The 20688-nt window shown below is 39.4% G+C and carries 11 protein-coding genes and 2 pseudogenes; 9 read left to right on the plus strand and 4 right to left on the minus strand.

Annotated elements, in window-relative coordinates:
* The first annotated feature begins 623 nt into the window (after positions 1-623).
* Positions 624-6101: a GA module-containing protein gene (locus HXT27_RS03460; RefSeq protein ID WP_103042857.1), complete on the plus strand. Its 5478-nt coding sequence runs from the start codon at positions 624-626 to the stop codon at positions 6099-6101.
* A gap of 67 nt (positions 6102-6168) precedes the next feature.
* Here the strand turns inward: HXT27_RS03460 and HXT27_RS03465 are convergent, their stop codons facing one another.
* Positions 6169-7287, minus strand: a complete 1119-nt coding sequence (locus HXT27_RS03465) for a hypothetical protein (protein WP_146024446.1) — start codon at positions 7285-7287, stop codon at positions 6169-6171.
* A 237-nt stretch (positions 7288-7524) separates the two neighbouring features.
* On the opposite strand from HXT27_RS03465, the gene nusA reads away from it, so the two are divergent.
* The 6 genes and pseudogenes from nusA (at position 7525) to ribF (ending at position 15015) form a co-directional block, all read left to right on the plus strand.
* A complete protein-coding gene (gene nusA, locus HXT27_RS03470; protein WP_075524016.1) occupies positions 7525-8580 on the plus strand; it encodes a transcription termination factor NusA in 1056 nt (351 codons plus the stop codon).
* 256 nt (positions 8581-8836) lie between these two features.
* Positions 8837-8987, plus strand: a pseudogene (locus HXT27_RS03475) (translation initiation factor IF-2 N-terminal domain-containing protein); the annotation flags it as partial.
* A 575-nt stretch (positions 8988-9562) separates the two neighbouring features.
* Positions 9563-11950 (plus strand): annotated as a pseudogene (infB, locus tag HXT27_RS03480) (translation initiation factor IF-2); the annotation flags it as partial.
* Positions 11951-11952: 2 nt separating this feature from the next.
* On the plus strand, positions 11953-12585 hold the full coding sequence (gene rbfA / locus HXT27_RS03485) for a 30S ribosome-binding factor RbfA (RefSeq protein ID WP_103042860.1): 633 nt from the start codon (positions 11953-11955) through the stop codon (positions 12583-12585).
* Positions 12586-12594: 9 nt separating this feature from the next.
* The gene (truB, locus tag HXT27_RS03490; protein ID WP_103042861.1) at positions 12595-13662 is read left to right on the plus strand and encodes a tRNA pseudouridine(55) synthase TruB; all 1068 of its coding nucleotides are present in this window, start codon (positions 12595-12597) and stop codon (positions 13660-13662) included.
* Between the two features lie 75 nt (positions 13663-13737).
* A complete protein-coding gene (gene ribF, locus HXT27_RS03495) occupies positions 13738-15015 on the plus strand; it encodes a bifunctional riboflavin kinase/FMN adenylyltransferase (protein WP_103042862.1) in 1278 nt (425 codons plus the stop codon).
* A 77-nt stretch (positions 15016-15092) separates the two neighbouring features.
* Here ribF and radA read toward each other — a convergent pair whose 3' ends face one another.
* Positions 15093-16646, minus strand: a complete 1554-nt coding sequence (radA, locus tag HXT27_RS03500) for a DNA repair protein RadA (RefSeq protein ID WP_103042863.1) — start codon at positions 16644-16646, stop codon at positions 15093-15095.
* 115 nt (positions 16647-16761) lie between these two features.
* On the opposite strand from radA, the gene HXT27_RS03505 reads away from it, so the two are divergent.
* Together HXT27_RS03505 and HXT27_RS03510 are read left to right on the plus strand one after the other, a co-directional pair.
* Positions 16762-17376 carry a hypothetical protein gene (locus tag HXT27_RS03505; protein WP_103042864.1) on the plus strand — a complete coding sequence of 205 codons (615 nt, stop codon included), beginning with the start codon at positions 16762-16764 and terminating at the stop codon, positions 17374-17376.
* Positions 17377-17578: 202 nt separating this feature from the next.
* A complete protein-coding gene (locus HXT27_RS03510; RefSeq protein ID WP_004268639.1) occupies positions 17579-17668 on the plus strand; it encodes a 30S ribosomal protein bS22 in 90 nt (29 codons plus the stop codon).
* A gap of 304 nt (positions 17669-17972) precedes the next feature.
* Here the strand turns inward: HXT27_RS03510 and rpiA are convergent, their stop codons facing one another.
* Entirely contained in the window at positions 17973-18671 is a 699-nt protein-coding gene (gene rpiA / locus HXT27_RS03515) for a ribose-5-phosphate isomerase RpiA (protein WP_075524009.1), read from the minus strand.
* A gap of 175 nt (positions 18672-18846) precedes the next feature.
* Complete coding sequence (locus HXT27_RS03520; RefSeq protein ID WP_103042865.1) at positions 18847-19866, minus strand: ribonuclease H family protein; 1020 nt, start codon at positions 19864-19866, stop codon at positions 18847-18849.
* Positions 19867-20688: the final 822 nt, after the last annotated feature.

Below are 20688 nucleotides of genomic sequence, written 5' to 3' on the forward strand. Positions count from 1 at the left end.
CCTCACAGGAGCTTCAACTTTTTACGCATTCTCAAATGTTATTGCTTGTAGTAGTAAAAGTTATATTTTAACTTACTTTAGTTTTACAAATAGTTTGGATTAGGTGTAACTTCTTCAAACACCGTTTCGCTTTTTATTGTTCGTTAAGTATTTTCCGCACCTCACTTGTACATAATGAATGAGAAATTACATTGTCAACAAACTATTATTTTGATTACAAACGGTGTGTTTAGCGTGGGGAGTAAATGAATAATCATGTGTAAATAACATAAAACACACTGGTGATGTTGTTATAACAAATTTAGTGATGAAAATCACTGTATAAATAATTTGAAATTTATGAATATTTTGGTATTATACACAACGTATATCTGTAGTTTGCGCACGTTGTGTTGCGAAAAAATGATGCGAAAGATGATGCGAAAAACTAGCATTTGCGCTAATTATAGATGTCAAAAAATGAGAACAAACGATATTTCTGTTACTTTAGTTTTATGCAAAACGGCAGCAACAGTTGAATAAACGGAGCGAAGAAAAATGAAGAGGAATGTGAATATCAATAATTTTGTTGATTTACAAAAAATTGCAAAAAAGAATTCTTATGCGCCACTTTCTAAGAGTGTGTGTGCAGCAATGCTTGCAGGTGCAATGGTCCTTGGGGGGGGGTATTCATTTCTCCTTCGCTTGCATATGCTGACGGTTATGTAGCTCCTGACGGAAACATTTACTACGGTTACAAGTCAGACGCAGATTATAGTAAAAACCGCATTAAAATTGAAGTTCATTACTACAGCAACAAAGAAGATGCTGATAAAGATGAGAACCGAGATCCTCTTGGCAAGTTTGTACGCGTAAAGTACGTTGCAAATCTTAATTCTAAAGATAATTCATTTGATAGATGGGCATTCCGTCCAATGTGGTGGTATGGTGTTCCAGCTGGTTTAACTGACGTACACAATATTATCTACAGCCGTTTTGAGAAGTATACAGATGCAGGAACGCCTTCTACTTCGCAGCCTTCTGCTCCAGGTATTAGAAAAGATAGTGATAACGTAACTAAGCACTACAAAGACGCAAAGGACTGGAAGAGTATTTCCAGATTCTACGTTGAAGATCCAAGCAAGCTTAAGTCTATGAACGGCTTGAAAACTCTACTTGGAATAGATGGCGGTCAAAACAAAGGTTACGATGGTAATACTGCTGGCAATTGGGCAGAATTTTATGCTGCTTCCAAGGGCATGCAAGGAATGTTTATTGATTGGGAGTCTGCAGGTAAGCGCTTCTATGAGATGACTTACGTTGCAGAGTTGAAGGATGACGCGTGGAAGAACCGTGACGAGCATCCGCTTCGTTTTGCTGCTGGTGTTTACCGTTTCGCTGGTAATTGGCATATTGCTACTGGTCAGATTCACCGCGCTCCAAAGATTGCAGATAGCTTGAAGAACGTTAAATATCCATCTTTGACGACTGTTGTTAATGCTAATGAACTTAATGGTACTGAAAAGACTTCAGTTGAGACCGCTATTAGGAAAGCTAATGAAAACACCACAAAGCATTTCACAGATCTTCTTGACAAGATTGATGTAGCTAAAGACGGTACTGCAACTCTTACTTTCCATGACAAGACAACGATTACAATGCCTGGAAAGTTGCTTGTAGTAGAAGATAAAAAAGATAACGTTAAGTTCCCACCTGTATACCCTGCTCCGATTGGCGTTGTGAAGCCTGAGAGTTTAAGTGATGCGGATAAGCAGGCGATTATTAAAGGCTTTAAGAAAGCTAATAAAGACAAAGACTTCCTTAATAAAGTTAAGACTAATGATTCTGAAGCCTATAAGTTTGACAACACCAAGCAGGAACTTACTATTACTTATACTGATGGCTCTACAATCACAGTTCCTTATTCATCTTTGGTGTATCAAGGTGCAACTATCGCTGATTGGGCTCCTTACGTTGTGCCTTCTCCAATTGAGGTTGAAAATCCTTCAAGCTTAAGTGAACAAGAAAAGAAACAGGTTACTGACGCTTTCGACACAGCAAACGCTGACTTGGATGTTTACAATAATGCAAAGAAGAATGGTGCAACTCCTGTAACATTTGATGATGGTTTTAAGAACGCTATCATTACTTGGGCTGATGGCTCTACTAGCGCAATTCCTTCATGGCAATTCTTAACTAAGAAGCCTGCTGCTCCAACTCCTCAGCCACCTGCTCCAAAGCCAGCTGAAGAAAAGAAGACGTTCACGGTTGATTTGCCGGTTAAACCTACTTCTGTTAATTTTAATCCATTCAATATGAAGGACTCGGATTTAACAGATACTAATAATTCTACGCAACTTGATTCTATTAAAGGCGTATTGAAAGCAAAGGGTGGTAAGGATTCTAAGAATCCAAATACAAAAGTAGCCATTGATAGCGTTGAATATAGTGTTGAAAACGGTATAGGCTACATCACATTTAAGGCAACTGGATACGAAAATGCCAAGTATCCAATGGGTATGTTCTTTAAGCAGAAACCTGGTATGCAAACTCCTAAGGAAACTGAACATAATCCACAAGGAAAGACTCAATATAAGTACAAAGTTCAGCCTGTAGAATATGAAGGTGATACCGCTAACGCTCTAGATTGGGTAAAGGCTTTGAAGCAGTTTGTTAAGTCTAACTACGGCAAAGATTTAACGAATGATCTTACAGTTACTGAAACATATGTATTGCCTGAAGGTATAAAACCTGTAGAAGGTACTCAAGGATTACAACGTTTCGTTAAAGGTGAGAATGACGATAATGGTGTAGCTACTATTCATATTGGTGATAAGGGAGTCTTAGAAGTACAAGGTTACGAAAAGGGAGATAGTAGTCCGAAGACTCTATTCACTGTTCCAGCGAGCGAGTTGTACGTTAAGAAGAATGCTAGTGGCATTGATCACACTGTTTCGGATTTGAAGGATCTTGCTAAAAAGATTCGCGATGCAAAGAAAAACAGTGGTGTAACAGACAACGATTTGAAGCGCGCTGGTATTGATGCTAGTGACAACACTATCAACGGCATGAATGACGAAAAGGCTCTTCGTGAGCTTATTCGCAAGCTTACTGATGCAAAGAAGGCGGAGTATAAGTACAATACAAATCCGTACGAGGTTAGTAATCCAACTGCGCAACCGACTGATAATGATTTCCAAGCTGCAGTTAAGCAATTCCTGAAAGCCAATTACGATGATAGTAGCGCAACCGAGAAGATTGATAATCTTACATTTGCTGCAAACAGCGCAACGCTAACAGGTAAGGGCTGGACGCCAAAAGCTGGTACTTCCTGCTTGGAGCTTAATTCTGATACGGTAACATATGGCATTACTACCGTTTCTATTAACAATGATGGCAAGAGCGTTGACTTCAAGAATGGCGATACTGTTCTGTTTACAGTGTCTGCAACTGATCTCTACAAGAAGAAGACTGTTGCTCCTGAACCTGCTCCAACTCCAGACGCTTTGGTGCAGATGAAGGAGGATGCGAAGAAGATTATCGACCGTAATCCAAATCTGACTCCTGATCAGAAGCAACAGTTCAAGGATAAGATTGATCAGGCTACAGATCAGAAGGGTATTCAGGATATTCTTAATGATGCCAATAATAAGGGTAAGGAGAATAAGAACAACACAACTGATCCTAATATTCAGCAAACCATTAACGATAACAAGAATGGTGGAAAGGAAAAGAAGGATCAGGAGCTTAAAGCTGCTAAAGAAGCTGCTAAGAACGCAATCGAGAACCTTCCTAATTTGAGTGAGGAAGAGAAGAATACTCTTAAGGGTGAGGTTACTTCTGCAACTGACATTGCAGGTGTAAACACTGTTCTCGATAAAGCTAAGAAGCTCAGTGAACTTAATACCGTTAAGAAAGAAGCTAAAGAGGAAGCTAAAAAGCTTTACTTCCTTGACCACGGTACTGGTGCTGATGGAAATACTGCAGATACTCACACTGAGGATGCTGCTCTTAACAGCGTGCTTGGCTCTACTCCTGCAGAAGATTCTACTCTCAAAGCACTTGATGGTAAGTTGCAAGATTCTACTGCCACTGCAGATGATATTCGCAAAGCTTTAGATGCAGCAAAGGATGCTAATGTGAAAAACACGCAGAAAGCAAAAGATGCTGCAACAAAGAAACTTGAAGAGAAGAAAGATGCGCTTAGAAATGCTTATGATGCATTGACTCCTGAACAGCAAAATACTGCTAAAGAGAAGTATGAAGCTGCTATTCAAGCAATTGATAGTGCTGAATCTTCTGTGAACAAAGCAACTAAGCCTTCTGAAATCAAGACTGCTCTTGAAAGCGTGAGTACTGACACCATCAACGCTGCAAATCAAGCAATCGAAGCTGCTAAGCCTAAGCGCGATGCTTCTGGTAACGACAACGATAATGCTGCTGCTCTTGAAAAAGAGAAGAAGGAACAGATTGATCGCATCAATGAAAGTGACTTGCCTGAAGATAAGAAGCAAGAAGCTATTGGCAAAATCAACAAGGCTGATAAGCTTGGTGACCCAACTGGTATTGCTAACCGTTATTTGAAAGCTAAGAAGATTGATGATGCTAAGCAAGCTATTGACAACTTCAAGCATTTAAACAATGCTCAGAAGGATGCTTTTAAGGCAATTCTCAAAGATACTGATGCTTCTGATCACAAGAACGATGACGGAACAACTTCTGACGACATTGACGATGTGCTCGCTAACGCTGCAAACACCGATAATGCTATGGCTCGTCTTGAAGAGTTGGAGAAGAAAGCTAACGAATTTAAGAATGAGCAAGGTGGCAACTACTCTAAGCTAACTACTTCTGAAGAAGATCAGAATAAGAAGAAAGCATTCGATGATTATCTCTCGGATGCAACAACTCTAACTAAAGTTGATCAAGGTGCTGATAAGAGTGCTGATGAAGTCAATACTTTGTATGACGATCTTCTTAAAGCAATGCGCGCTATTGATCCTAATGCTCAAAGCGCAGGTCTTAAGACTGATGCTCTTCAAGCTGAGATTGACTCCGATAATACCTACAAGCCAGATGCTACTGCAGATCCTGCAAAGCCGGGCAATCCTGTTTACAACACTTCTTCTAAAGAAAAGAAAGCTGAGTTTGATAAGGTTTTGGGTGAAGCTCAAACAGTTTTGAAGGAAGCTGCTAAAGCTGATATTTCTACTGCAGAGAATGAATCAAAAGAGCAAAAGGAGATTGACGCTGCTCTTGAAAAGCTTGTTAAAGCTCGCTTAGCTCTTGACGGCGTTGACACAACTGATTTGCAAAATGAGATTGGTCAAGAATCTGCAACTACTTCTTCCGATGCGTATAAGTATGATTCTGAAGAAAAGCAGAATGCTTATAATAGTGCTCTTAATGCTGCTAAGAAACTCATCGAACAGTTGACTAGCGATAATCAGCAACACGATTCATCTCAAGGCGGCACGCAGAAGCCAAAGACTCAAGCTGAAAAGCAAAAAGCTGTTAATGAAGCTCTTGCAAATCTTCAAGCTGCTCGCAAAGCTCTGAAAGGCGTTGCTCCATCTAATTCAGGTTCTGGAGATAGTGGCAGCACTGGCGTTTCAGATTCTGAGCCAACAACAGTAGACAAGAGTGAGTTGAACTTGCAAATTGATAGCACTGAGTCAGATATTAAAGATGGCAATGCTGGTACTTCCGGCACGTCTTCTAATAATGCATCTGGCGAAGGTAATTCTAATGCTATTAAGAAAGCTGTTGAGGATTCTAAAGAAGTTAAGGAAGCAGATTCTAAAGTTGCTCAAGCTCAAGCTAATTTGGATGCAGCATTAGAAGAAGCTAAGAAAGTTTATGAAGATCCTCAAGCCACTCAAGCTCAAGTTGATGCTGCAACATTAAAGCTTAAAACTGCTCGTAAGGCTTTGGAAGATGCAAAAGCTGCTGCAGCTAAAGTTCGCGCTGATGTGCTAAAGAAGTTGCTAAAGTCTAAGAAACTCAGTAAGACTGGCAGCAATGTATCTGTGATTGCTATGTTTGCTTCTATGATTTCAATAGCTGCAGGCGCAATCTTCGTTTCAAAGCGTCGCGGAATCTCACGTCACAGCAATAAGTGAGATTGTGAAGTAAAAAGCGCAAGTTAAAATCCTCGCTTATAATCTTCGGATTGTAAACGAGGATTTTTTATTTAGAAGACTTATAAGTTAAGCTTGAAGATTCGCCTGTAGGGTATCCGAGTGAGTATGCGCGAAGAAGCCTTGAAGTAACTAATTTTATAAGTATTCGCTTGAACTTATTGACTATGTCTTTCTCGTTTAAGCTTTTGTTTTCGCTTTTGTTGCTGATTTCTTCTTCGCTGTTATCGCTTTCTTCGACTTCGTTTTTACTGTTATAAGCAGTTATATACATACTTGTATTAAAAGCTAGAAGTTCTTCTCGAGCGCATTCCATATATGTGATTGCAGCAATGTCTAAAGTTTTTGTGCTAGTATAATCGCGTGTTTTTCCAGAAGATAGTGCATCAACTGGCATGTTATAAGTCTTTTTTCGCACATCTTCGCCATTTCCTGCAATGTGCATAAAAATATTTGATATGCTGGCGATATTATCGCTTAGTTTAATCAATTTTTTATCTAAATTCTTAGCTGCTAAAGTTTGTAAAATAAACGCAAGCCTGTCTTCGCCTGCAGCTGCTTGAGCTAAAGGATTGTGCGACAATCTCAAACTTTCATTGTTGTGAGTAAATTCTCGAATGCTTTTAATAGCAGATATTTCTTCGTTTTTAGCGTAATCATTTATTTTGTTTGATGAATTGTTGGATGAGTTGTTTGATTTTTGCGAAAGTTTAAGCATTATTTGTGCATTTTTTATTGTTGCTTCTGCAAATTTTGTATCGCATTGGATTGCAACTTCTTGCCATGCTTTTGCAGTTTCCTTAAGAAAAGAATCTTTAATTGATTTGCTTATTTTACCTTTAGATTTATTACCAAAGCTGCTATTTTTGCTTCTGTCTTTACTTGTGTTTTCGCTCTTGTTGTTGCTTGAGTCTTTGCTTGAGCTGACGCTTTTTCTGTTATCCGTTCCGCTGTTTTCACTATCTACAATCTTTTGTTTTCTTTTTGCAATCGAATAAATTTTATTGCATAACTCCAATTCTTTTTGTGAAGTTTCAAGTGCTTGATTGTCAATACGAACAGATTTGCATGCAGATAAGTTAACAGTTAAACATATGCATAATGCTATGTAAATCAACGTTTTGCATATGTTTTTTGTGATTTTCAAGAAATCCTGAAGTGTCTGCATAATCTAATAGAATAGGCAAACAGTGTGACCAATTAGCAGCCTTGAGATTTTCAATAAATTGAGAGTCTTAAGAATATTTGTTAAATAATGGTCTAATTAGCGTGATTTTCTTAATAAAATTGCGTAAAGTTATCTAATTGGTTTAGATAATTATCTGATTGATTTAGATAACTTAAATAATTAAATAAGATAACAAAAACTGAAATTATAAATGAAATATACGAGAGGACGTGCACGATGGAATTGGATTTGGCGGGAATGCATCAGCTTGCGGCACAGCAGGGGATAAATGCCGAAGAGCTGGACGAGGCACTCGCCGAGGCTTTGCGTCTTGCATATATGAAAACTTCGCATCCTGCTAAGCATGCTCGCGTTGAGTTAGACGAGCGCGCTGGCACTTTTGTTGTATGGGCACGAGATGAGATTCCAGGTGTTCCTACGGAAGATAATCCTCATCCTTCGCCAACTCTTGGAGAAGAGTATGACGACACTCCTCATGATTTTGGTCGTCTTGCTGCTGCTACTGCGCGACAAGTTATTAGTCAGCTTTTCCGTAAAGCAGAAGATGATAGAGTTTTTGGAGCTTTTTCCGGTCAAAAAGGCAAATTGATTAACGGTATAATTCAGCAAGATTCCAAGGATTCTGCAAATATTCACGTTGCTGTTGGAGATGTTGAGGCTATTCTTCCTCGCCGAGAACAAGTTCCTGGTGAGCGTTATCGTCACGGAGAGCGCATTCGCGTTTACGTTGTAAATGTTGCTCGTGGTTTGCGTGGTCCAGAAATAGTTGTTTCTAGATCTCACCCTGATTTAGTTAGACGTTTGTTTGAGCGTGAAGTTCCAGAGCTAGTTTCTGGAGCTGTTTCAATCATGTCTATTGCTCGTGAGGCTGGTGCTAGAACTAAGATTGCTGTTCGCGCGAATACTGATGGAGTAAATCCTAAAGGTGCTTTAATCGGACCTGGCGGTGCTCGAGTTCGTGCTGTTATGGAAAATCTTGGTCAAGAGAAGATCGATATTGTTGATTGGTCTGAAGATCCTGCAAAATTTGTTTCGGCTGCTCTTTCTCCAGCTATTGCAACTCAAGTAACTGTTATAAGCGAAAAGAATCAGACTGCTATTGCTTATATACACGATGCGCAACTTTCTTTGGCGATTGGCAAAGAAGGTCAGAATGCTCGTTTAGCTGCAAAGTTGACTGGTTGGAAGATTGGCGTTGAATCAGCTGAAGAACATGCCAAGAAAGTTGAGGCTGCTAAATTAGCTCAAGCTGATTCTTTAGCAAATAAGTAAATTTTTAGCAACTTCGGAATCCAACGTTTCCGGTATGCTATTAGCTGGAATCTGGGCAAATTGCTTAACAAGTTGCTTTGTGAGTTGTTAAGCATGTGGATGACTCTGTAGTCCAGCTGTAAACGAGGTACAAAATCATGGTCGCACGATGATATATCGCAAGGTAAAATATCGCACGATAATATATAAAAAGCTCGCAATAATATAACGTGGCTGCGTAAATATTCGCGCTGCCACAGACTGAGGAGAACACTGAGTGGTAAAAAAGCGCGTGTACGAACTAGCCAAAGAATTTGGTGTAGACAGTAAAACTGTGTTAGAGCGTTTGAAGAGCATGGGAGAATTTGTAAAATCTGCTTCTTCAACTGTTGAGGCCCCTGTAGCACGCCGTTTGAAGACGGCGTTTGCATCCGATAACAATAATGCAAGTGCTACACTAAAACCTTCGAATAATAAAGCAGCTGATTTTGCAAATGATTCTGTTTCTGCAAAAGGCTCATCTACAAATGTTGCGTCACATTCTTCATCTAAGCAAAGTGAGCAGAAAAAGCAAGTTACAAGTGATAATTCGGACGCTGACGTTGCTAAAGCTGTTAAAGATTCTAAAGCTACTAAAGCTGGCGATTCTAAGAGCGATTCTAAGAGCGATAAGTCTTCCTCAAAGTTACAATCTAAGCAATCGTCTAAAGAATCTTCAAAGTCGCAAGCTAAAAGTGAGCTTAGCGCTAATTCACACGTTGAAAATCATGATTCTCACGCTAATAGCGGAAGTGAAAAGTCTGAAAAGTCTGAAAAGTCTTCAGCTCCTAAACCTGGCGCTCGAAATCGTTCTCATCAAAGTGTAAATACTTCTGGTAATAATTCTAATTCAGCTGGAAGTGCAAATAATAACGATCGACGTAGTGAACGTCATGAGTCAGCACGTTCTGGATTCCGTAATGGAAAATCTGGTCAAAGTCAGAACCAAAGCCAGAACCATTCTTCAGATTCTTCCCAAATGCCTCCACGTCCGCGTCCTCATCAAGTTCACGGAGCAAATTCTGGTACTCCTCGCCCTGGTAACAATCCATTCAGCAGAAAGCAAGGAATGCATGCTCCTACTCCAGGAGATATTCCTCGTCCTCATCCAATGTCGCGTCCATCATCAGAAAATGGTCGCGGTGGCAAACCTGGTCAGGGCGGTCAGGGAGCTGGCAATGGTCGCGGTCGCGGTCGTTCAGGAGCACGTCAAAATCAAGGTCAAGGTGCTCAAGGTGCTGCATCACGTCAAGGTCAGTGGAGTGGTTCACGCCGTTCTCATTCTTCAGGTGGCGCAAATTCTCGTCAGACTTCTAGTAATGAATCTCGCTTTGCAAATGCACAAGCAGCAGCAGGATTCCAAGCAGCAGCTGCAGGTGCTCCAAATGGTGGGCCATCGCGTGGTGGTCGTGGCAGAGCTGGAGCAGCAGGAGCATTCGGTCGTCAAGGCGGAAAATCTTCTAAAGCTCGTAAGAATCGTTTAGCGAAACGCCGTGAATATGAAGAGCTTAAAGCACCAGTGATTGGTGGTGTTCGTATTCCTTCTGGTAATGGCGCTACTATTCGTTTACGTCAAGGTTCAACGCTTTCTGATTTAGCTGAAAAAATCAACGTGAATCCAGCTGCTTTAGTAACAGTGCTTTTCCACTTAGGTGAGATGGCTACTGCTACACAATCTTTGGATGAGTCTACATTCCAAATTTTGGGCGAAGAAATTGGCTGGAATATTAGCATTGTTTCCGCTGAAGAAGAAGATAAAGAGCTTTTGCAGCAATTCGACATTGATTTAGATGAAGAAGAATTGCAAGAAGATGATGATCTTTACTCTCGCCCTCCTGTAGTTACAGTTATGGGCCATGTTGATCATGGTAAGACTCGTTTGCTTGACACTATTCGTAAGTCGAATGTTATTGCTCGCGAAGCTGGTGGTATTACTCAGCGTATTGGTGCTTATCAAGTTACTGTGAATCTTGAAGGAAAACCTCGTAAGATTACATTCCTTGATACTCCAGGCCATGAAGCGTTCACTGCTATGCGCGCTCGTGGTGCTGAACTTACAGACGTTGCAATTTTGGTTGTTGCAGCAGATGATGGCGTTATGCCTCAGACAGTTGAAGCTATTAACCATGCTCAAGCTGCTCATGTGCCAATTGTTGTTGCTGTAAACAAGATTGATGTTGAAGGAGCTAACCCTGAAAAGGTGCGTGGTCAGCTCACTGAATATGGTTTAGTTGCTGAAGATTATGGTGGCGACACTATGTTTGTTGACATTTCTGCAAAGCAAGGCACTAATGTTGATAAACTTCTTGAAGCAGTTTTGCTTACTGCAGATGCTGAGCTTGATCCTAAAGCAAATCCAAATATGGACGCTAGAGGTGCAACTATTGAAGCTCGACTAGATAAAGGTCGTGGCGCTGTTGCTACAGTTCTTGTTCAGCAAGGCACACTTCATGTTGGTGATTCTATTGTTGCTGGTACTTCTTATGGTCGCGTTCGCGCTATGCTTGACGAAAACGGCAATCACTTACAAGATGCAACTCCATCAACTCCAGTTCAGGTTCTCGGCTTGACTTCTGTTCCAACAGCAGGTGATTTGTTCTTAGTTACTTCAGATGATCGTTCTGCTCGTCAAATTGCTGAGAAGCGTCAAGCTACTGAGAGAGCTGCTCAGCTTGCTAAGCGCCGTAAGGTTGTTTCTCTTGAAAGCCTTAAAGAACAGTTCGCTAAGTCTGAAGTTGATATGCTGAATATCGTTATTAAGGGTGATTCTTCTGGTTCTGTTGAAGCTTTGGAAGATTCCTTGATGAAGATTGAAGTCTCTGAGGAAGTTGGAATTCAAGTCATTCACAGAGGTGTTGGCGCAATTACTCAGAACGATGTGAACTTGGCAACAGTTGATAAAGCTGTGATTATTGGCTTTAATGTGCGTCCAAATCGTCAAGTTGCAGACTTGGCTGAGCGCGAAGGCGTGGAAGTTAAGTACTACTCTGTTATTTACAAAGCTATTGAAGATATTGAAGCTGCTTTGAAGGGTATGCTTAAGCCAGAATTTGAAGAGGTTGTTACTTCACATTCAGAGATTCGCGAAATCTTCCGCTCTTCCAAGTTCGGAAATATCGCAGGTGTTATGGTCCAAGACGGCGAAGTCAAGCGTGGTACGAAGTGCCGTATTTTGCGCAATGGCGTTGCAACAGTCAACGACTTGGAGATTTCCAGCTTGCGTAGATTCAAAGACGATGTTCAATCAGTCAAAGAAGGTTACGAAGCAGGTATTAACCTTGGTACTTTCAATGACATTGAGCTTGGCGATATAATCGAAACATTTGAGATGAAACAGATTGAGCGTAAGTAATTATGGCAGGAACTAATCCTCGTGCAGCTAAAATTGCTGCGCTTATACAGCGTGTAATTGCTTCTAATATGGAGTCGCATTTGCATGATAAGCGTCTTTCTAATGTAACTATTACAGAAGTACGCGTTACAAATGATTTGCAAATCGCGAAGGTTTATTGGACTCAGCTTTCTCATTCTGGTAAAGAGCAGGGGGAGCGTCAGCGTGCTTCCCAGGCTTTACAGCAGGCTCACGGACGTTTGCGTTCTTTGGTTGGAGCTAAAGCTGGATTGCGTTTGACTCCGCAATTGCAATTTATCTACGATGAAGTGCCAAGCGAAGCGCATGAAATTGAAGATATTTTGGTTACTGCGCGCGCGAGAGATAAAGAATTAGCTAAAGCTCGTGAAAACGCTAAATATGCGTGGGAAGCTGATCCATATAAAAAGCCTCGCGAAGTAGAGGATTTTGAGGATGAGGATGAGTTTGATGATTCTGATGAGTCCTACGATTCTGAGGATTCTTACGAGTCTGAGTCTGATGATTCTGAGGAGTCTGTTAAAAGCTTAGAAGATTCTAAGGATTCAGAAGATTCTGCTGAAGACTATGAAGATTCTGCTGAAGACTCACAGTTAGATAGTAGCGAATTGGACTAGATTTCTCTAATGAGTGATCAAGCAGCAGATTCAGGTCTTATTCTTATTGATAAGCCTAAGAATGTAACTAGTCATGATGTAGTTGCGTGTGTCCGACACCTTTTACACACAAAACGTGTTGGACACGCTGGAACTCTTGATCCTCAAGCAACAGGTTTGTTGATTATTGGATTTGGTAATGCTACGCGCTTGTTGAATTATTTGCTCGGTCATAATAAATCATATGAAGCTGTTATTCGTCTTGGCGAATCAACTACTACTGACGATGCTGATGGGCAGATAATTTCTTGTGATGGCATTGAAAAAATTTGCAAAATAGAAGATTCTTCTGTAATTCTTAAAGAATTACGGTCTGTAGTTTCTAAGAATTTTCTTGGAACTATTATGCAAGTTCCAACAGCATTTTCTGCAATTAAAATCAACGGTAAGCGCGCATATGATTTGGCTCGTGAAGGTAAAGAAGTACATTTAGAGCCTAGGGAAGTAGTTATTAGCGATTTTTCATTATTTGATCCGCAATTTTCTACAGGCTTAAGTGGTGCAAAAGTACTTGATTTGCATGCTAATGTTTCATGTTCAAGCGGTACGTATATTCGCGCTTTAGCTCGTGATTTAGGGCAATTGCTTGGCGTTGGAGGACATTTAATAAAATTACGGCGCACTAGTATTGGCGATTTTTCTGTGAAAGATGCTCGCGTGTTGAAGCTTTGTGCTAAAACTCATGAATTTGTAGATCGAGATGGCGTTTTACAACATCGCTTTAAAGCTGTTCCTGAATCTAATTTTGATGAAAGTAAAGATATAAATAAATATTGCATAAGTATGATAGAGAGTGCAAAATATACTCTTCCTTTGATTGAAGTTGATAGTAGTCAAGCTAAAGATTTGCGTTTTGGGCGCTGGATTACGATTGAAAATAGTCAAACGTATCCTGCAATCGCATATGTAAAGCACGAAAAAACTGGTGATTGTGACGTTGTAGCAGTGCTTCAAATTGCAAAAAATAGTAAATATAAGCAAATCAAACCTGTTGTGGTATTTCCGGCAACACAGAAGACTGGTAAACTAGACAAATAGTGGATAAGATCATGACTTTATACGATGATTTTGTGGCTAGTCGTGATAAACAGTGAACGTGATAGTAGGGGTATGATGAAGGTCATCGATATTCGACCAGATGCTAACGGTATGATCAATTGGCCAACGCTAAGTGCTGAGCGTAAGTCGGTTGTTACGATTGGAGCTTTTGACGGCATGCATCGTGGGCATCGTGAGATTATTGGCAAAACAGTAGATATTGCGCATCGCAATGGTGCTTTTTCTGTTGTGATTATGTTTAATCCACGTCCTAGTACTGTGCATAATAATCCAGATAAATATGACGATTTTGGTGATTCTGAAAGTCCTGTTCCTGTTGACGATCAAGCCTTGAGCAGCGTGCGTCAGCGTTTGCGAGTTATGGCAGATTTGGGCGTGGATCATGTTCTTGTAGTGCGTTACAGTTTAGCTTTTGCTGCAAAATCGTATCGTTTCTTCTTGGGACAGCTTGTTGGCAAGTTGGGTATGCGCGCATTAGTTTTAGGCAAGGATGCTGAGCTTGGTGCTCATCGTTCTGGCAATATTCACACTATTGGAGAACTTGCTCGCGCTACAGGCGTTTTTGAGTTAGTTGTTGTTGATGATTATGGTCCAGGAGATGTTCGAGTTCCAGATCCTATTGTTCGTGAATCTCCACAAGAAATAGGCGATCCATCAAATCCTTCAGACGGTATGAATAAAGCTGAATATCGTGCTTGGAGTAAGGGAATGCAAAATAAAAAGGTTCGCGCTTGGAGTTCTACGAATGTACGTTGGATGCTTGCAACTGGGCGTGTTAAAGAAGCTTTTGAAATTTTGTATCAGCCGCATCGCGTTGAAGGAACAGTAGTTCATGGCGAGGAGCGTGGACGTGAGCTTGGATTCCCAACTGCTAATTTAGGTGAAACTATTGATGGATATGTTCCTTCAGACGGAGTTTATGCAGGTTGGCTTATTGATTTAGATTCTGATGCTGTTAAAGGCGTTGGTGCTTCTGATAGTGAAGAAAATAATTCTTCAGATGTTATTCCAACTGCAAGCTTGTTGCGCCGCGATGAATTGCATTTAGGAGCGCGTTCTCCATGGCGTTTTAAGGCAGCGATTTCTATTGGTTCAAAGCCAACTTTTGCCTCTGATGGTGAGCAAAAACATACAGTAGAAGCTTATGCTTTAACTGATGAGTGGAAAGATTTGTATGGGCATCGAGTTTGTTTGGAGTTTGCTCATTTCTTGCGTCCTCAAATGACTTTCAGCTCATTGGATGAATTAAAAGATACGCTTAAGAACGATGTTGCGAAAGTAGAAGAGCTTATAAGCAAAGAAGATTGTGAAACTCAAGATTCTCTTGTGTAGCTGAAAGAGTGTTTTGCATAAAAATATTTGATTATGCAAGACTTAACATTCTCTTTTATAGTTGAAAAATAGTTTCACTAGCTTAATCCCAATGCTTCTAAAGCATCTTTTATACAATGTACTTCGATTATTTCTAATCCTTGTATATTAGGCTTTTTTCTCATCTTGCATACGATCGCGCGTTTATATCCAATTCTCTTGGCTTCTCGAAGTCTAGGTTCAATGCGCGATGCTGATCGTATTTGTCCGTTTAAGCTTACTTCTCCAATTGCGCAAGTCTTATCTATAACAGGCTTAGTTTTAGCTGCGCTCGCTAATGCTGCGATTATTGCAAGATCGCATGCAGGTTCTTTTGCTTTTGCTCCAGCGATTGTTGAAACATATAAGTCTTGAGATAAAAGATTTATATGACCATGTCTATATAGAACTGCTGTAAGCATTGCAATTCGATTCGCATCTGCTCCTGAAACAGCTCGTCTAGGTGTTGGAAGTGCGGAGTTAGTAACAAGAGCTTGTATTTCAATAGGCAAACTTCTATGCCCTTCTAAAGTCATTGTTACACAAGTTCCTTCTGTGTTATTTTCTTGAGAAGATAAAAATAGCCCTGAAGGGTCCACAACTTCTTCAATGCCTTCTCCGCTCATATCAAAGCATCCAACTTCATCAGTTGGTCCAAAACGATTTTTAACAGCTCTGAGCATGCGCAAAGCTGTTTGAGAATCACCTTCGAACTGGCATACTGTATCTACTAAGTGTTCTAATGTTCTAGGACCTGCTATTGAGCCATCTTTAGTGACATGTCCAACTAGAAGTACAGGAATTGAATACGATTTAGCTACGTCAATAAGTGCGCTCGCAACTTCTCGAACTTGAGTTGATCCACCTGTAATACCTTCAACATCTTGTGAAACAATCGTTTGAGCGGAATCAACTATTGCTAATTCTGGTTGATATTTTTCTATAAGAGATAGAACTACGTCTAGGCTTGTAGTAGATGCTAAAAGAAGGTAATCGTTTATAGCGTTGATTCTAGAAGCTCTTAGTTTAACTTGCTCAGCAGATTCTTCTCCTGAAATATATAAAACTGGCTTAGATTTTGAAACTTCTGATTTTTTAGCTACTTTTCCAGCTGTTTCAAGTAATAAAGTCGATTTTCCAATTCCAGGTTCGCCAGCTATTAGTGTAACTGATCCTGGAACTAATCCGCCGCCTAAAACGCGATCGAATTCTTCAAATCCGCTTGATAATCTCATGTTATCGTTCGCTTGAATTTGTGTGATTGGTTGTGCTATTAAGTTGTTATCAGAGTAGTTTTGTGCTTCAAACTTGTTAAAAGAATAGTTATTCTCTGCTTTGTTTTGATTGTTGTTTTGATTGTTGTTTTGATTCAGATTGTTCTGTTGACTTTGGTTATTTTGCGTTCTTTTAGTATTTAAGTTTTGCATGTTGAACGTTTGCGTGCGAGTAGTAGATCTACGTGATTGTGACGCTTTAGAAACGCCTATAATTCGCGCTTCATGAAATTCATTTACAGTTCCCCATTCTCCGCATTCCGGGCAGCGTCCATACCATTTTAGTCCGCTCCAACCGCATTGAGAGCAAAGATAATGAATTGTAGATTTTCCAGCCATGCTTAGACGCTATATGTCTTTCAAGACATTTGTAAATACATTTGTAATGTTTTGCGTTTTTATATGTAATGAATTGTATTTATTTGCCGTCATCGCACTGTGAGATAATACAAGCATGTCATATAGCAGCAATTCAAATTCTAGTTCTCATTCTCATCGTGGGCTATTTATTGTTTTAGCTTCTGCAGGTTTAGTAGTTGTGCTTGCATTCTTATCTGCATTTGTGTGGCCTGGGTGGGCTTTGAATCATTCTGATAACACTCATTCTAAGCATGTTGCTACAGCGCCTAAGACGCCATCTATTCAAGCTAAAAAGTTGCCAACTAACGCTAGTGCTCTTTTGAAAGCAATGCCAGACAGTGTTCTTGATTTTGCTCGAGTAGATGCTTCTGCAAGTGCTATATGGAATAATGCATCTCCTTTAGAAGAATACACATTAAAGTATTCGACTGGAGAAAATGGAGATGATGTTTCCGTTATTGTTGCTCAATGGCCAACTAAAGATTCATCTACTAAGCAATATGAGGCTTTGGTTTCTGGCTTGAAAGGTGATGATTTAGCTACAGGAAAGATTCAAGTTTCTTCAAAGACAGTTGGCAGTTATATAGTGCGATCGTCTGAAGAAGATAAAAATCATGCTACTGTTATTTGGCAAAACGATACAGCTGTATTCCAAGTTTCTGGTGCTAAACAAGCAGTAGAAAGATTCTATCGTAGTTTCCCTATGTGATTTCTTGTTTTTAAAGAAAATAGCGTGTAATACAAGATATTCTCATAATGCTTTATGTTGCGTTTTGCAATTTGTGACATATTGCTTTTAATACATGCTATATTTGGAAAATATTGCACTAAAATAGTGTTTTGGCGTGAAAGTCGTTAAAACGGTGTACCATTAGCCAAGTTGCACACTTTACTAGGATTGGAGGCTTCAAATGGGTTCTGTCATTAAGAAGCGCCGCAAGCGGATGAGCAAGAAGAAGCACCGCAAATTGCTGCGTAAGACTCGTCATCAGCGCAAGTAATATATGCTGAGCGCGTCTGCCCGTTTGGGGGCACGTAATACTTTTAAAGCGTCGGAGATTTCCGGCGCTTTTTATAATTTTGTTTGAGTTTTTTGTTTGAGTTGGTTTGGGTTAATTTGAGTTGATTTTGGTTGGTTTGAATTAGCTTGAAATAACACTAATTAGCCTGAATAAATCTGAATAAATCTGAAATAGCTTGGATCAATCCGAAATAACGCGCTTTAAACCGAAATAATCCAATAATATTTTTTAGATATAAAAAAATAGAGCCTGCAAAATCGCTGGCTCTACTTTTATTTTTTACTTACTTATTTGGATTTGTAAGAGTACGTGGTCCGTTTGGATCTCCTACAATCACTGTATCTACCATGTTTAAGAACAATCCGTGTTCCACAACGCCAACAGTTTCAATCAAATCTTTAGCTAATTCTTGTGGATGTTCAATACGCTCAAGATGTAAATCAACTACGAAGTTGTTTTCATCAGTGCGGACTTCTTTGCCATCTGCATCTAAACGCAATACTGGCTTGTATCCGCGCTTTTCAAACTTACGAATCACTTGAGCAGATCCGAATGGAATCACTTCAACAGGGAGAGGGAATTTGCCAATTGTATCTACTACTTTGCTTGCGTCAACAATCCACACAATCTTGTTTGAGTTAATTGCAACAATTTTCTCCCAAAGAAGAGCTGCTCCGCCGCCTTTAATGCCATTAAAGTTTTTATCGACTTCGTCAGATCCGTCTATTGTGACGTCAATATGGTCAACTTCGTTGATGTCTAGAATTTTGATTCCGTAGCTCTCAGCTTGCTCTTGAGTGCGTCTTGAAGTTGTAACTCCTGTAAAGCTTAAGCCTTCTTCTTTTACTCTGCGTCCAAGTTCATCTACCAAAAAACGAACTGTAGAGCCTGTTCCAAGACCTACCATCATGCCATTTTTTACGATTTTTGCGGCTTCGATGCCTGCTGCTTTCTTAAGCGCATCTTGTTGTGCTTTATCCATTGTTCCTGCTTTCTTTTGTGATTACACAGCTTAATAGAAGTTTTGTGAAACTAAATGCGTTTTATACTTCCGTAAACTCATCAATAAGCTTCCGTAAACTTCTATATATGCTATGTATGGTGCATAGTTATATGCACTCATATATACATATACATATTATCCTTTAGGTTGATTTTTAACGATTGTTTGAGCTGGTTTGTATATAAAAAGATGTTGGCTCTAATTGAAGTGTTCCATCTGGCTGAACGTATCCGCTTATGTTGATTCTTCCGCTAATGAATCGAGCTTCGCCTGTAAAACTTGGACTTGTTGCAGGAGCTGGAGTGAATTTTAATATTCCAGATACGCTTAAGCCTTGTATGGATTTGTAATTATTTGTGACTGAGTCTTGTGGGTTTGTGTTTTGTGAGTTTGAGTCTTGTGGGTTTGTGTTTTGTGAGTCTAAGTCTTGCGAGTCTGTATTTTCTGTATTTTCTATATTGTCTAAGTTGTCTAAAGGAAAATCGCTATTCGTAGTATCGCTATTCGCGGTATTGCTATTTGTAGTATCGCTATTTCCAAAATCAGGATTAGTATTATTCCCAACAGTGCGATTCGCGTGATACTCCTCATTAGAAATCTTGTTTTCAAGTAAAAGTTTTGCCTCGTCAGGAATATCTGTTCCGCTTGCATAAGGAGAAGAAAGTAGGGATTTCCAGCCTTCTAAAGGAAGATACCCTTTTTTTGCTCCTTTTGCACAATCTTCTGCATAAGTTCGAGCTAAAGTATCGACTTTTTCATTTCCAGCGTTTCCTGCATGCCCTTTAACCCAAACGAATTTTACAGATCCTTTTCTTTTAGATATTTCTGCGTCAATCGCACGAATTAAATCAGAATTTTTAACAGGTTCATTTTTCGAATTTTTCCAACCATTCTTTTTCCAACCGTGAATCCAAGTAGTTGAACAGTTGATTGCATATTGTGAATCAGTTTCAATTGTTAAGTCTTCGCTTCCAGGATGCGCTCGCAAAGCTTCTAAAACAGCGCATAATTCACCAATCTGATTAGTTCCGTTACTAGCTCCGCCAGCATCTGCATTTCCTGTATGATTGTGTTCGTGAGCAGTTCCAATTTCATCGCTATGATCTGCCCAAGCCCATCCCATTGAACCATTCGGATTTCCAAGAGCTGAACCGTCAGTGGAAACAACAATCATTTTTCAAGCCTTTCGAATTCCATTTTTACGCTAATAAATTATGATTTATATCACAAATTTTAGCGTATGTTAAAACAAAATCATAAATCTTTTTAATTGCTTTGTGTTTTTGCGATTTTCATGTTTTTATGTTTTATATTAGATTTTTTGATTGCGCCAGTGTTCATTTTATTAGTATTTGAACACGTGTTTGTTCCTATTAGTGTTTGAATAAGTGGCATGTATTTTGATAAAAGTAATACAACATGGCGTAATTCGTATTATAAGTGAAAAATTTTTTTGTTACTTTTAAAGTGCGATTTTCCAAATCGTTGATATTGCTAATAAATCTGGGGGGGGGGTATTAGTTTGTTAGTGTTCACTGACTTTTGTTTATATTTTGAATGAAAATTTGTCTAGCTTATAAGTAGTCTTATTTAGTGTATTGGAGGTTAAAAGTGTGCGTTTAACCTCCAATCAATAGTCATATTGTAATAACGAATGCCTATTATCGACCTTTATTTGTTATTACGTCATTACTTTGTAATTGTGGCTATTTGAATTTTAAAAATGAAACAAATTTCATATGAGATTTGTGCGTAAAAAAGAGGGAATATGCGTACGACTACTACTAATTTAAAGCGCATTGTTGCGCTATTTAGTGAAGCTTTAATGCTATATGCATGCTGCATTTCAATATGTTGCAAGTTGTTTTCTGCAAAGTTCATGCATTTGTGTAAATAAGTTTAAAATTTACGGAACTGTATTTGCATAAATATTACTTTTTAGAAATTTTGCAATGTTATTCGTTAATTTTTAAATGTATTGCTATAGGTTTTTGTA

This window comes from Gardnerella bivia (genome assembly GCF_049262715.1).
GTDB classification, from domain to species: domain Bacteria; phylum Actinomycetota; class Actinomycetes; order Actinomycetales; family Bifidobacteriaceae; genus Bifidobacterium; species Bifidobacterium vaginale_A.

Coding starts and splice junctions, on each gene's coding strand:
- nusA (WP_075524016.1), top strand. CDS start 7,525: ATGGAATTGGATTTGGCGGGAATGCATCAGCTTGCGGCACAGCAGGGG.
- ribF (WP_103042862.1), top strand. CDS start 13,738: ATGAAGGTCATCGATATTCGACCAGATGCTAACGGTATGATCAATTGG.
- HXT27_RS03510 (WP_004268639.1), top strand. CDS start 17,579: ATGGGTTCTGTCATTAAGAAGCGCCGCAAGCGGATGAGCAAGAAGAAG.
- HXT27_RS03520 (WP_103042865.1), bottom strand. CDS start 19,866: ATGATTGTTGTTTCCACTGACGGTTCAGCTCTTGGAAATCCGAATGGT.
- radA (WP_103042863.1), bottom strand. CDS start 16,646: ATGGCTGGAAAATCTACAATTCATTATCTTTGCTCTCAATGCGGTTGG.
- rbfA (WP_103042860.1), top strand. CDS start 11,953: ATGGCAGGAACTAATCCTCGTGCAGCTAAAATTGCTGCGCTTATACAG.
- HXT27_RS03465 (WP_146024446.1), bottom strand. CDS start 7,287: ATGCAGACACTTCAGGATTTCTTGAAAATCACAAAAAACATATGCAAA.
- truB (WP_103042861.1), top strand. CDS start 12,595: ATGAGTGATCAAGCAGCAGATTCAGGTCTTATTCTTATTGATAAGCCT.
- rpiA (WP_075524009.1), bottom strand. CDS start 18,671: ATGGATAAAGCACAACAAGATGCGCTTAAGAAAGCAGCAGGCATCGAA.
- HXT27_RS03505 (WP_103042864.1), top strand. CDS start 16,762: ATGTCATATAGCAGCAATTCAAATTCTAGTTCTCATTCTCATCGTGGG.